Origin of the sequence: Streptomyces sp. SDr-06 (genome assembly GCF_003324565.1) — a bacterium.
GTDB lineage: Bacteria > Actinomycetota > Actinomycetes > Streptomycetales > Streptomycetaceae > Streptomyces.
In genome coordinates this window covers 329173-341989 of sequence record NZ_QOLA01000006.1, presented here as the reverse complement: position 1 = coordinate 341989, position 12817 = coordinate 329173, and the positions used below count along the sequence as shown (strand labels likewise).

The window sequence follows — 12817 nt, the reverse complement described above, 5'->3', positions numbered from 1 at the left end:
TGTGCGGTCAGCCGCCGCCGACCATCCGGATCGAGGAACAGGCAACGATGGACAGCAGCGAGGAACCCCGCGCCGGCGAATCGACCCGGGCGGTGCGGCACGAGCCCTGGCCCCGCCCCGCGGATGCGCCGCCCGGTCCCACCACGTCCCAGGTGACCCTGCGGGTGAACGCGTCCCCCCACACCGTCGAGGTCGACCACCGCGCCACCCTGCTCGACCTGCTGCGCGAGCGGCTCGTTCTGACCGGGTCGAAGAAGGGCTGCGACCACGGCCAGTGCGGGGCCTGCACGGTGCTGGTGGACGGCCGCCGGGTCAACAGCTGTCTGCTGTTGGCGGTGACGCTCGACGGGGCCGCGATCGTGACCGTGGAGGGGCTCGCCGACCTGGCCGGCGAGGACGGCGACCTCCATCCGTTGCAGCGCGCGTTCCTGGACCGCGACGCGTTCCAGTGCGGGTACTGCACACCCGGCCAGCTGTGTTCGGCCGTCGGCATGCTGGAGGAGGCCAAGGCGGGCGCGCCCTCCCTGGTCACCGACCCGCGGCAGGCGCTGGGTGGCCCGGTGCGACTGACCGGCGAGGAGATCCGCGAACGAATGAGTGGCAACCTGTGCCGGTGCGGCGCCTACCCCCACATCGTCGAGGCAGTGCGGGACGTGATCGCGTGAAGCCGGTGTCGTACGTGCGCGCCCGCAGCGTGGAGGAGGCCACCGCCGCCCACGCCGGCCGGGACGAGGCCCGCTACCTTGCCGGCGGCACCAACCTGGTCGACCTGATGAAGCTCGGGGTGGAGCGCCCCGAGGTCCTGGTCGACATCACCCGCCTCCCGCTGGACCAGGTGGAGGAGCAGCCGGGCGGCGCTCTCCGGCTCGGCGCGACCGTACGCAACAGCGACCTCGCCGCACACCCCTTGCTGCGGGAGCGCTATCCCGTGGTGTCGCAGGCCGTCCTCAGCGGCGCCTCCGGTCAGCTGCGCAACGCCGCGACCACCGGCGGGAACCTGCTGCAGCGCACCCGGTGCGCCTACTTCCAGGACGTGTCCAAGCCCTGCAACAAGCGTGCGCCGGGGAGCGGTTGTGCGGCGCTCGACGGCCTCAACCACGACCATGCCGTGCTCGGTCACTCGCCGCACTGCGTCGCGACCCACCCCTCCGATCTCGCCGTGGCACTCGCGGCGGTCGACGCCGTCGTCGAACTCTCCGGCCCCGGGGGCGGCCGGTCCGTGCCGGTCGCGGACTTCCTGCGCCTGCCGGAGGACGCCCCCGAGCGGGACACCGTGATCAGCCACGGCGAACTCATCACCGCCGTGGTGCTGCCGCCGCTGCCGCCGGGCTCGGTGTCCCACTACCGCAAGGCACGCGAGAGAGCCTCGTACGCCTTCGCGCTCGCCTCCGTGGCCGCCGTCCTCCAACTGGAGGACGGCGTGGTCCGGCACATCGGCCTCGCCTTCGGCGGCCTCGCCCACCGCCCCTGGCGCGCCCGGCAGACCGAGGCCGCCCTCCTGGGCGCGCGGGCGACGCCCGAAGCCGTCGCCCGGGCCCTCGACGCGGAGCTGGCCGAGGCCGTCCCGCTGCGGGACAACGCGTACAAGGTGCCGCTCGCCCGCGATCTCGCCACGCAGGTGATCGGCTCGCTGACCGCTACGGCCTGAACCCCTCCGAGGAGGCACGCCGCGCCCGGTTCGACCCGCTAGGAGACCCGTCATGGCTTCACAAGCGCACAACGCAGTCGGCTCGCCCATCGAGCGCCGTGAGGGCGGGGCGAAGGTGACCGGAGGTGCCCTGTACGCCACGGAGTACACGCCGCCCGGCTGTGTCTACGCCTGGCTGGTGACGGCCACCGTCCCCCGGGGCAGGGTCACCTCCCTGGACACGGCCGCCGCGCTGAAGGTGCCCGGCGTGCTCGCCGTGCTCACCCCCGACTCGGCGCCCCGGCTCGCCGACACGGACGACGCCACCCTCGCCGTGCTCCAGGATTCCCGAGTGCCGCACCACGGGTGGCCGGTCGCTCTGACGGTCGCCGAGACGCTGGAAGCGGCACGCGCCGCGGCCGATGCGGTGGGTGTCGGATACGAGACCGAACCCCACGAGGCCGTCCTGACCGAGGACCCGCCCGGTGCCTACACCCCTGAGGAGGCCAACGGCGGCCACCCCGCCGAACGCCGGAGGGGCGATCCCGAGGGAGAGTTCGCCGCAGCACCGGTGAAGGTCGACGTCCGCTACCGGGTGCCGCCCCTGCACAACCACCCAATGGAGCCGCACGGGGCCACCGCGAGCTGGCAGGACGGCCGCCTCACGGTGTACGACACCTGCCAGGGTGCCGACCCGGTACGCGCCGTCCTGGCCGAGGTGTTCGAGCTGCCCGAGGAACGGGTGACCGTCGTGAGTGAACACGTCGGCGGCGGGTTCGGCTCCAAGGGCACGCCCCGGCCGCATGTGGTGCTCGCCGCGATGGCCTCCCTGCAGGTGGGGCGGCCCGTCAAACTGGCCTTGACCAGGCGGCAGTTGACGGAGCTGGTCGGGCACCGTGCGCCGACCGACCACCGCCTGCGGCTCGGTGCCGAGCCGGACGGCACGCTCACCTCGCTGATCCACGAGGTGACCACGCACACCTCCCGGATCAAGGAGTTCGTCGAGCAGGCGGCGGTGCCCGGGCGCGTGATGTACGCGGGCCCGAACAGTCTCACCGCCCACCGGGTCGCCGCGCTGGACGTGCCCACCCCCTCCTGGATGCGGGCGCCGGGGGAGGCGCCGGGCATGTACGCCCTGGAGTCCGCCATCGACGAACTCGCCTGCGCGCTCGCCATGGACCCCATCGAGCTGCGGGCGCGCAACGAGCCCGGCGAAGAGCCCGACAGCGGCCGTCCGTTCAGCAGCCGGCACGTCGTGGAGTGTCTGCGCGAGGGCGCGAAGCGCTTCGGCTGGGCCGAGCGCGACCCCCGTGCGGGGGTCCGGCGGTCGGGGACGTGGCTGACCGGCACCGGCGTGGCCGCCGCCACCTACCCGGTGCTGGTCTCTCCCAGCTGCGCGACCGTCACAGCCCACCCCGACGGGCTCCACGTGGTACGGATCAACGCCACCGACATCGGCACCGGCGCCCGCACCGTGCTGGCGCAGATCGCGGCCGAAGCGCTCGGCGTCGGAGCCGAAGCGGTCCGTACCGAGATCGGTGCCACCGGACTCCCCACGGCTCCGCTCGCGGGGGGCTCGTCCGGCACCTCGTCCTGGGGCTGGGCCGTGCACGAGGCGTGCCGCTCCCTGGCTCGCCAACTCCAGGAACGCTCCGGCCCGTTGCCCCCCGAGGGGCTGACGGCCTCCGCGGACACCGCGGGCGTGGCCGACGCGGACACGCCGTACGCGCGCCACGCCTTCGGTGCCCACTTCGCCGAGGTGGGCGTCGACACGGTCACGGGGGAGGTGCGGGTGCGCCGCCTGCTCGGGGTGTACGCGGCCGGACGCATCCTCAATCCGCGGACCGCCAGGTCGCAGTTCATCGGCGGCATGGTGATGGGGCTCGGTATGGCGCTGACGGAGGAGGGCCGCGTGGACCCGGCGTCGGGTGCGTTCCTCGGCAGCGACCTCGCGGGCTACCACGTCCCGGCGCACGCAGATGTGCCCGAGGTCGAGGCCCACTGGATCGACGAGGAGGACACCCACCTCAACCCGATGGGAAGCAAGGGCATCGGGGAGATCGGCATCGTGGGAACGGCGGCCGCGATCGGCAACGCGGTGCACCACGCCACCGGCATCCGCTTCAGGGAACTGCCGCTCACACCGGACCGGGTGCACGCCGCCGGGCGAGCGCCGGTCTAGCGCGCCCGCCCCTTGCGGACGCCAGGACGAAGGTGGTGCTCGACGATGCCTGAGAAGGGGCCCCGCGCCGCACGACATCGTTCCCACGGATGACTCCGATACCTCGCGGGGGCTACGAACCACACACATCTGTGGGCTGATTCGATACCCAGCCGCGGAACTTAGCGTCGTCCCCATGAAACGCAATCGCCGTATCAACGCAGTCGCGGTGCTCACTCTCGCCACCCTCGTCACCGGGACCGGCACCGGGTTCGCCGCCACGACCGCACCGTCGGCCATACCGGTGGCCTCGCACGCGTTCGGCACCGCACCGGCCGCGGCCGCCGCGCCGACGCGGTCCTTCCAGGGCGTGCTCCCCGCGCCGACCGGCCCCTACGCCGCCGGCGAGGACATCATCCACCTCACCGACAAGAACCGCCTCGACCCGTGGGTGCCGTCGTCCGGTCCCCGCCAACTGGCCGTCACGATGGTCTACCCGGCCGTCCCCGGGACCGGGACTCCTGCCCCGTACATGACCCTCGGCGAGGCAGCCGGAGTCATCCAGCACCGCAAGCTCCCGCCGAGCTCCGGCATCACCCCGCAGACCCTTGCCGGCGTCACCACGCACGCCTTCGACGGCGCGCGCCCGCAGCACGGCAAGCATCCGCTGGTGGTCCTCTCCGCCGCGGCCGAGAACCCGCGCATGATGCTCACCTCGCTCGCGACCGAACTGGCCAGCCACGGCTACGTCGTCGCGCTCGTCGGCCACACCTACGAGGACACCGGCGAGACGCTGGCGAACGGCGAGACGCCGCCGTGCGCGATCTGCGACCACCCGGAGACGATCGACTTCCCCGCCGAAGTCACCAGCCGCGGGCGGGACGTGTCCTTCGTGATCGACCAGCTGACGCACGGCAACACCGCGTGGCGCCTGGCCCACCTCATCGACAGGCACCAGATCGGCATGGCCGGCCACTCCCTCGGTGGAGCGTCGGCCGCCGCCACGATGATCGCCGACCCGCGCGTCCGGGCCGGAGTGGACATGGACGGCACCTTCTTCCCGGCCCCGAAGCCCGGCCAGATCGACCGGCCGTTCCTCATGCTGGGCAGGGCCGACGGCCACACGTCCGGCGACGGCGGCGACGACGTCGTGTGGAAGCAGGCGTGGGACGCCTTCGGCGGCTACAAGAAGTGGCTGACGGTCGTTGGCGCCGACCACTTCAGCTTCGCCGACGGGGACGTGCTCCAGGAGCAGGCCGGGTTCCCGACGGCTCCCCTCTCCCCGCAACGCGGGGTGGAGATCACCCGTGAGTATGTGAAGGCGTTCTTCGACCGGACGCTGAAGGGGATCGACAGTCCGCTGCTGGACGGCCCCTCGCCGGACAATCCGGAAGTAGTCTTCCAGTCCCCTGGTGCAGCGCCGCGTTGATCCTTTGGCCGCGGCCAGTTCGTAGCAGGAGACGAACCGGCCGCGGCGCAGTGGACGCCGGGGCAGGGTGGAGATCAGTGCGTGATCAGGTGGTGCAGCCGTCGCCGGGGGCGGTCGGGCACGACGGGCCTTACGAGGACGACATCCTGCCCGCGGGCCCGTCCCTCGGAAGCCCCGAAGGCGTCCTCGCCGTCTGCCCCGGCGACCTGGTCAACTGACCAGCGACCCTTGAAGGATCGACGCTGCGCCGCACTAGTCCTTGAAGACGTCCTTGATCTTTTCCTTCGCCTGGCGCGCGTCGCCCTTGGCCTTCTCACCGCGGCCTTCGGCTTCCTTGCTCTCGTTGCCGACCGCGCGTCCGGCCGTCTTCTTCACTTTGCCCTTCGCCTGCTCGACCTTGGACTTGGCCTTCTCATCGCCAGCCATGGGTCAACTCCCTTGATCTGATGGAGAAATGTCCGTCCGGCTGGAGCGGGTCTCCCCGAAACCCGCCGCCAAACCGACCGCCTGGCATCCCGTCGCGCCCGGCGGCTCAGACCTGCGCGGTTCCGGCCACGTCGACGGCTTCGAAGCCTTCCCGGCGGATCCGCTCCACTCCCCACGCGCCCAGCGAACGGAGCGCCTGGTTGAGCGTCTCCCCGTGCTCCGTCAAGGAGTACTCCACCCGCGGCGGGACCTCGGCATAGACCTTCCGGTGCACCAGGGCGTCGGCCTCCATCTCCCGCAGGTGCTGCGTCAGCATCTTCTCGCTCACGCCCGGCAGAGCGCGCCTCAGTTCGGCGAAGCGGCGTACGCCCTGCGTGGCCAACTCCCACAGGATCAGGCCCTTCCACTTGCCGCTGACCACGTCGAGGGCGGCATCGATGCCGCAGATGTACGGGCCGCGTCTCGGCGCCTTGGCCATCGGGGATCCCCTTACGAAAAAGTAAGTACCGCAGAAAACAGTGCGTACTTCCGAGACTAGCTGTGCCCGCCCAGCATGGAGACGTGAACCAACGACACACCACCACCAGCCAGAACAGCCCCGTCACCGTGATCGGCCTCGGCCCGATGGGCCAGGCGATGACCCGCACGCTCCTCACCGCCGGGCATCCGGTCACCGTCTGGAACCGCACCGCGGAGCGGGCCGACGGGGTCGTCGCCGCCGGAGCGGTGCTCGCGGCGACACCCGGCGGGGCGATCGAGGCGAGCGACCTCGTGATCCTCAGCCTCACCGACTACCAGGCCATGTACGACGTCCTCGAAACCGCCGGGCCATCACTGGCGGGCCGCACGCTGGTCAACCTGAGCTCCGACACCCCCGACCGCACCCGTGAGGCCTCGGCATGGGCGGCGAGCCGCGGCGCGGCCTTCCTCACCGGAGGCGTCATGGTCCCCGCGCCGATGGTCGGCACGGCGGCGGCCCACGTCTACTACAGCGGGCCGGCCGAGGAGATGGAGCGGCACCGCGCCACGCTGACCCTGCTCGGTGTGCCCAGGTACCTGGGCACGGACCCGGGCCTGGCCCAGATGATGTACCAAGCCCAACTCGCCGTGTTCCTGACCACGTTGTCCGCCCTGATGCACGCCACCGCGATGCTGGGCGCCGCGGGAATGAAGGCCGCCGACGCGCTGCCGGAACTGCTCGCCTCCGCCGACTCGATCGGCGCCATCCTGAGAGCCGGCGAAAAGAGCCCCGGCGCGGCGCTCGACGCGGGCCGGCACCCCGGCGACCTCAGCACGGTCACCATGATGGGCGCGACGGCCGACCACATCGTCGAGACCAGCACCGCACTCGGTCTCGACCTCGCCCTTCCGCTGGCGGTGCGGGCCCACTACCGACGCGCGATCGGGGACGGCCACGGCGGGGACAACTGGACGCGCATCATCGACGGCATCCGCGCACCGCGCTGACGGGATGCCGGGCCCACGACCGCGCCCGGCTCTGCGGCCCGACACGGGGAGCGGGTCGGGCCGCAGAGCCGGGCGCTGAAGGGTCGCCTCCGCTTTCCGCCGCGAAGGCCCAGCCGCGCCGCCGCCTCAGGGGGCGGCCGCTTCCAGCACGGAGTCGTCGAAGGTGCGGGCCCCGGGCAGTCCGTGCCGGGCCGCGATCACGGCCGCGTCGATGTCCCGGGTCCCGGTGGCCACGCACAGGGTGTACGCCACGTCGTCCAGGCGCTGGCGGGTGGCCTTGCTCCCTTCGCCGGCGTCCAGCGCGCGCAGAACGTCGTACTCGTCGAGGAGTTCGCGAAGTACCGCGGGGTGAGCCATCAGCATGAGTGGGTTTCCTCCAGTCGACACCGGTCCGGCTTGAAGGCTCTGCTGCCCCCGTTCGGCGGTCCTACACGGCGGGAGGGGGCCCTGCGTCCCGACCCCGTATGGCCCAGCCGGGCTCGGCTCGTCCCAGCCGGGCCGGGCGCCGGTGACGCTCCGCCACCCCGCGCTGCCCGGGCGGCGGCCGCACTCCGCCGACCGGGACCGGTCGTGGCACACGGCTGCCAGGGGAGTGTTCACGGGGGCGGGAGGGGGGACGGGGTGTGAGACTGCCTGGTAGGAGGTGGTCGGCCATGGGCAAGGACGCGGACGAGAGCCCCGACTGCGGCGAGCGATTGCTGGAGGACCTGCTGGCCCAGGCACACACCGCGACACCGATGGACCTGCCGGCTCTGGTGAACCGCTGCGCCGAGGCGTTCGGCCTGGGGGAGGTCGTCATCTATCTGGCCGACCTCCAGCAGCGCCGTCTGGTCTCGCTCACCGAGGGGCTGTCGACCCTGGACATCGACACGTCCATCGCGGGCTGGTGCTACCGGACGGTTTCGCTCCGTATGGAGGACGTGGAGACCGGCGTCCTGTGCGTCTGGCTGCCCGTCGTGGACGGTTCCGAGCGGTTGGGCGTACTGGGCGTGCGGACGCGGAGCGTGGACGCCGAGCGGCTGCGCCGCTGCCGCATGCTGACGCAGGTCGTGGCGATGGCCATCACCTCGAAGCGCGCCTACAGCGACAGCTTCGCCCGCAAGGCCAGGGCCGAGCGCATGCAACTGCCCGCGGAGATGCTCCGAGCCTTCCTCCCGCCGCGCACCATCGGCAACACCCATGTCGTGTCCACCGCCGTACTGGAGCCCGCGTACGAGATCGGCGGCGACGCCTTCGACCACTCGCTCACCCAGTCCACGCTGCACGCGGCGATCCTCGACGCCATGGGCCACGACCTCGCCTCGGGCCTGACGACGTCGGTCGCCCTGGCCGGCTGCCGCAACGCCCGGCGGGCCGGGGCGGGGCTGCTCGACCTCGTCGGGACCATCGACCAGGCACTCGCCCAGTGGCTGCCCGACAAGTTCTGCACCGGCATCCTCACCCAGCTCGACCTCGCCACAGGCATGTTCAGCTGGTGCAACTGCGGGCATCCCCCGCCCGTTCTGATCCGGGACGGCCGCGTGGTGGAGGGAGCCCTCGAACGCAGCGCCCAGCCGCCCATGGGGCTGCCCGCGCGGTTCAGCGACGAACCCAGGGCCGTCCACGAGATGACGCTGGAACCCGGCGACCGCGTCCTGCTCTACACGGACGGCGTGACGGAGGCGCGGACCGCCGGGGGCGGCGAGTTCGGCATGGACCGCTTCACGGACTCCATCATCCTCGCCACCGCCGCGGGCGAGCTGGCCGCCGAGACACTGCGCCGTCTCATCCACTCCATCCTCGACAGCGAGGACAGCGACCTGCGTGACGACGCCACCCTGCTGCTCATCGAATGGTGGGCACCCGAGACGAAGCCCGCGCCCCGCAGGGGATGACTCCGACGGTGGCGGGTGTCCTCCGGATGGCCGTGGCGCGAGCCCGGCAGTCGTGTGCTGTGCGATGGCGTACGGGTGATACACGTTTCCTGCGTACAGCGGACCGGGGAGGGCTGATGTGTCCCCCCACCTCTCTCATCGGGAGCGTTCATGCGTATGCGAACCACTCTGGCCGCCGGTCTTCTCGCCGTGGCGGCGGTTCTGGGCGGCGCCGGCTCGGCCCTGGCCCACGACCACTACGACGACCACCGTTCCGAGGGCGACATGAAGGCCTGCGGCACGTTCGCCGGCGCCAACATGGGTCACGCCTTCTACGGCGACGGGTGTGTCCAGGGGCACTGGCAGGGCGACAACCACTGGCAGGGCAACCACCATAACGGCCGCTTCCCGTTCTGATCTGCGGCTGAGCCCAGTCCCGCCGCGCGTACCGGCCCCGCATCGCGGGGCCGGTACGCGCGCGTCCGCCCGGCGGGCGCGTGCGGGTTGACCCTCCCCTTACGTCAGGCTTGAGGCTGTCTGCAGACGAGAGGGCGGGAGCGATGAGTTACTCCGTGGGTCAGGTCGCGGCTTTTGCCGGGGTGACGGTGCGTACGTTGCACCACTACGACAAGGCGGGGCTGCTCGCACCCAGCGGACGCAGTCACGCCGGCTACCGGCTCTACAGCGACGCCGACCTGGCCCGCCTCCAGCAGATCCTGTTCTACCGCGAACTCGGCTTCTCCCTGGAGGAGACCGCGGTGGTGCTGAAGGACCCACAGGTCGACGTGCTGGAACTGCTGCTGGCCCGGCAGCGGCAGCTGAAAGAGGAGATCGCCCGGCTGCAGCGCCTGACCGAGGTGACCCAACAGGCCATCGACGTCCAACAGAACGGGGTGGACCTGACACCCCAGGAACGCTTCGACGTCTTCGGCGAGATCGCCTTCGACCTCAGCTACGCCACCGAGGCGCAGCTGAAGTGGCAGCAGTCGGAAGGACAGCGCGAGTCGATGGCGCGCGCCGCGTCCCACACCAAGGAGGACTGGCGCCGGCTCATGGCGGAGGCCGCCACTTGGCGTGCGCAGCTGATCGCGGCCTTCGACGAGGGGGAGCCCTGCGACGGCGAACGGGCCATGGGCATCGCCGAGGAGCACCGCCGGCACATCGAGCGCTGGTTCACCGGCTGCCCGCCCGACCGGCACCGGCGCATCGCGGACGACTTCGCCGCCGACCCCCGTGCCTTCGCTCTCGTCGTACCCCCGTCAGAGCAACGCCCGGACCTCGCCGCCTACTTGAGCAAGGCGGTCCACGCCAATGCGTCCCGCAAGGAGGGTCCGCCCACCGAGTCCGAGGAAGAACGATGAGAATCCTGATAGCCGCGGCCGGTTCGCGCGGTGACATCGCGCCCTACACCGGCCTGGGCGCCGAACTGGGCCGCGCCGGACACGAGGTCGCCATCGCCGCCACGGACGCCTTCGCACCCCTCATACGCGGGGCGGGACTTGAGTTCCGCAGCCTGCCCGCTGAGACGCGGGGGCGCGGCGCCGTCACGAACAAGCGCGAACTGATGCGCCGCGCGGCGGAGTTCATGACCGACCTGGGACAGGGGTTCGCCGACGCGGCCGCCGACGGCGCGGACCTGCTGCTGCTCTCGGCGACCACGGCCCCGCTGGGCTGGCACATCACCGAAGCGACCGGCACCCCGAGCCTGGGCGTGTACCTCCAGCCCACCGCACCCACGGGCGACTTTCCCCCGGTCGTCACCGGCGCCCGTTCACTGGGCCGGGTCGGCAACCGCGCCGCGGGCCACTTCTCCCTCCGCATGGCCGACCGCATCAGCGAGCAGGCGGTCACCGACCTGCGCCGCCGCCTCCACCTGCCCCCGGCCTCCGCCTCCTCCACCCGCCGGCTTCAGGAGCAGGCCAACTGGCCCATCCTGCACGGCTTCAGTACGGCCCTGGTGCCCCGCCCGGACGACTGGCGCTCCGGCCTGGAGGTCGTGGGCACCTGGTGGCCCCATGTCGATGCCGGCGCACGCCTGCCCGACCTCGTGGAGGACTTCCTCCAGGCCGGGCCCCGGCCCGTCTTCATCGGCTTCGGGAGCATGGCCTCCGGGCACGGAGAACGGCTGAGCGAGATCGCCGTACGGGCGCTGCGCCGGGCGGGGCTGCGCGGCATCCTCCAGTCCGGCAGCGCCGAACTCGCCGCCGACGCCGACGACGTCCTCACCGTGGGGGGCCTGCCCCATTCCCTGCTCTTTCCGCGGATGGCCGCGGTGGTCCACCACGCCGGGGCGGGCACCACGGCGGCGGCGCTGCGTGCCGCGGTGCCCGCCGTCACGGTGCCGGTGACGGCCGACCAGCCCTTCTGGGCGGGCCGCCTCGCGGCGATCGGCGCCGCCGCCGATCCCGTCCCGTTCCGGTCCCTGAGCGCCGAACGCCTCGCCGACGCGCTCGTCCGCGTCATCAAGGAGCCGACGTACGGCCAGGCCGCGGAGGCCGCCGCGAAGCACTTGGCGGCCGAGGACGGAGCGGGCCGGGTCATCGCCGTGGTCGAGCGCATGAGCGGCCAGTGACCCACGAAGGCGGTGTCGGACGGAGGGTTCCGCTCTGGACGTGCCCAGTTGGCCCGAGGCACACGTGGGCCCCGCGCGCAGCGGAATCTCCGAATCAGGACTGAGGCGCCCGCTGCCCGGCGAGGATGGCGTCATGGATTCTGGGGACGCGGGGCTGGGCGGGGCGCGGCGCATTGTGGTGCGGGTACCGGTGGATCCCGTGGAAGCCGCTGTGGAGGCCGATGCCGTTGACGCGGCGGCGCGGACGGGCGGGTTCGTGGTGCGGGGTCCGCTGTTCGGGGTGGCGGCGCAGGATGACCGGGACGGACCCGGGTGGCGGGTCATCGTCGCGGTCACGGCGGGCTGTCCGCAGCATGCCCGCGACAGCCTGAACTCGAAGCTGTGGTTCCGCGCGAAGGACGAAGCCCGCAGCCGGGAGGAGCGGCGGGCGCTCCTGGCGGCCGTCGCCCGACTGGAGACGGAGCGGGTCGACGAACTCGCCGTGGACGGCACCCGCTACCGCGTGGTGCGCGCCGAGGAGTACGCCATGTCCGGCCCCGAAGGGCTGGAAGGGCCGCGCCCCACGGACCCGGAACCCTTGGTGCCCGACTGGTCCCGCGGGGTCCGCGGCCCGGAGGTTGACGACGGCCTTGTCCTGGACGCGGAGGCGCCGGTCACCCCGACCCAGGCGCTTGAGCAACTGGCGTTGCGGGACCTGCGGTACACCGGCGACCGCTACCCCGCCGCGGTGCGCGCCGACTCGCGCCGGGCCGTCGACCTGCATCCGGACGTGGTGCTGCTGCCCCCGACGTTCACGGTCGTGGAGCGGACGACGGGCCCCTGGACGCCGGCCAGTGGGCAGCACGCGACCGTGCACGCCGCCCGCCGGTCGCTGGACTTCTCCCTGACCTGGCTGTGGCCGCGTACCCACGGGCTCATCTCGACCGACGCCGAGATGGACGTCGATGCCCGCAGCGTGAGCGCCGGCGACCGGGACGTACCGCATGCCGCGGTTCTCGCCGAGCACGCGGCGGCCGCCGACAGGCTCCGCGCGGGCCGCGTCAACCGCCTGGAGTTCCGCGACACCGTCTACCAGATCGCCCGCATCCGCCGCCTGATGCGCTGGGGACCTGACGGGCCCGAGGGGCCGCGCCCGTCCGACGTCAACACCCAGGACCCCGTTCGCCTCCACCCGCCGCTCGACGAGGACGGCACCATCGGGCGTGAGCCCTGAGACCCGGTGCCCCGGTCTCCGCGTTCCATCGGGATTTCATCGACCCGATCTACCGTGACCGCGTTCAGA

General features: G+C 72.3%; 14 protein-coding genes. 11 read left to right on the top strand and 3 right to left on the bottom strand.

The window, feature by feature from the left end; all coding sequences use genetic code 11:
• The first annotated feature begins 47 nt into the window (after positions 1-47).
• The 5 genes from DT019_RS16455 (at position 48) to DT019_RS39590 (ending at position 5435) form a co-directional block, all read left to right on the top strand.
• Positions 48-665 carry a 2Fe-2S iron-sulfur cluster-binding protein gene (locus tag DT019_RS16455; RefSeq protein ID WP_114037539.1) on the top strand — a complete coding sequence of 206 codons (618 nt, stop codon included), beginning with the start codon at positions 48-50 and terminating at the stop codon, positions 663-665.
• Positions 662-1648, top strand: coding sequence for an FAD binding domain-containing protein (locus DT019_RS16450; RefSeq protein WP_114037538.1), 987 nt, complete (start codon positions 662-664; stop codon positions 1646-1648). The genes DT019_RS16455 and DT019_RS16450 overlap by 4 nt, the downstream gene beginning before the upstream one ends.
• A gap of 52 nt (positions 1649-1700) precedes the next feature.
• The gene (locus tag DT019_RS16445) at positions 1701-3809 is read left to right on the top strand and encodes a xanthine dehydrogenase family protein molybdopterin-binding subunit (RefSeq protein WP_114037537.1); all 2109 of its coding nucleotides are present in this window, start codon (positions 1701-1703) and stop codon (positions 3807-3809) included.
• 175 nt (positions 3810-3984) lie between these two features.
• Positions 3985-5217, top strand: a complete 1233-nt coding sequence (locus tag DT019_RS16440) for an alpha/beta hydrolase family protein (protein ID WP_114037536.1) — start codon at positions 3985-3987, stop codon at positions 5215-5217.
• A gap of 77 nt (positions 5218-5294) precedes the next feature.
• A complete protein-coding gene (locus DT019_RS39590; RefSeq protein WP_189389636.1) occupies positions 5295-5435 on the top strand; it encodes a hypothetical protein in 141 nt (46 codons plus the stop codon).
• 34 nt (positions 5436-5469) lie between these two features.
• On the opposite strand, the gene DT019_RS16435 is transcribed toward DT019_RS39590, so the two are convergent.
• Together DT019_RS16435 and DT019_RS16430 are read right to left on the bottom strand one after the other, a co-directional pair.
• Positions 5470-5643: a CsbD family protein gene (locus tag DT019_RS16435; protein ID WP_114037535.1), complete on the bottom strand. Its 174-nt coding sequence runs from the start codon at positions 5641-5643 to the stop codon at positions 5470-5472.
• A 106-nt stretch (positions 5644-5749) separates the two neighbouring features.
• The gene (locus DT019_RS16430) at positions 5750-6121 is read right to left on the bottom strand and encodes a winged helix-turn-helix transcriptional regulator (RefSeq protein WP_114037534.1); all 372 of its coding nucleotides are present in this window, start codon (positions 6119-6121) and stop codon (positions 5750-5752) included.
• 83 nt (positions 6122-6204) lie between these two features.
• Between DT019_RS16430 and DT019_RS16425 the strand changes: the two genes are divergently transcribed.
• Positions 6205-7110 carry an NAD(P)-dependent oxidoreductase gene (locus DT019_RS16425; RefSeq protein WP_114037533.1) on the top strand — a complete coding sequence of 302 codons (906 nt, stop codon included), beginning with the start codon at positions 6205-6207 and terminating at the stop codon, positions 7108-7110.
• A gap of 126 nt (positions 7111-7236) precedes the next feature.
• On the opposite strand, the gene DT019_RS16420 is transcribed toward DT019_RS16425, so the two are convergent.
• Positions 7237-7473 carry a DUF5133 domain-containing protein gene (locus DT019_RS16420; protein WP_114037532.1) on the bottom strand — a complete coding sequence of 79 codons (237 nt, stop codon included), beginning with the start codon at positions 7471-7473 and terminating at the stop codon, positions 7237-7239.
• Positions 7474-7763: 290 nt separating this feature from the next.
• Between DT019_RS16420 and DT019_RS16415 the strand changes: the two genes are divergently transcribed.
• The 5 genes from DT019_RS16415 to DT019_RS16395 all read left to right on the top strand — a co-directional run bounded on the left by DT019_RS16415 (position 7764) and on the right by DT019_RS16395 (position 12748).
• Complete coding sequence (locus DT019_RS16415; RefSeq protein WP_114037531.1) at positions 7764-8984, top strand: PP2C family protein-serine/threonine phosphatase; 1221 nt, start codon at positions 7764-7766, stop codon at positions 8982-8984.
• Between the two features lie 150 nt (positions 8985-9134).
• Entirely contained in the window at positions 9135-9380 is a 246-nt protein-coding gene (locus tag DT019_RS16410; RefSeq protein ID WP_147267318.1) for a hypothetical protein, read from the top strand.
• A gap of 143 nt (positions 9381-9523) precedes the next feature.
• Entirely contained in the window at positions 9524-10324 is an 801-nt protein-coding gene (locus DT019_RS16405; protein WP_114037529.1) for a MerR family transcriptional regulator, read from the top strand.
• Positions 10321-11535, top strand: a complete 1215-nt coding sequence (locus DT019_RS16400; protein ID WP_114037528.1) for a glycosyltransferase — start codon at positions 10321-10323, stop codon at positions 11533-11535. Before DT019_RS16405 ends, DT019_RS16400 begins: the two co-directional genes overlap by 4 nt.
• 133 nt (positions 11536-11668) lie before the next feature.
• Positions 11669-12748 (top strand): DUF5954 family protein, encoded by a 1080-nt coding sequence (locus tag DT019_RS16395; RefSeq protein WP_114037527.1) that lies wholly within the window; start codon positions 11669-11671, stop codon positions 12746-12748.
• Positions 12749-12817 lie beyond the last annotated feature (69 nt).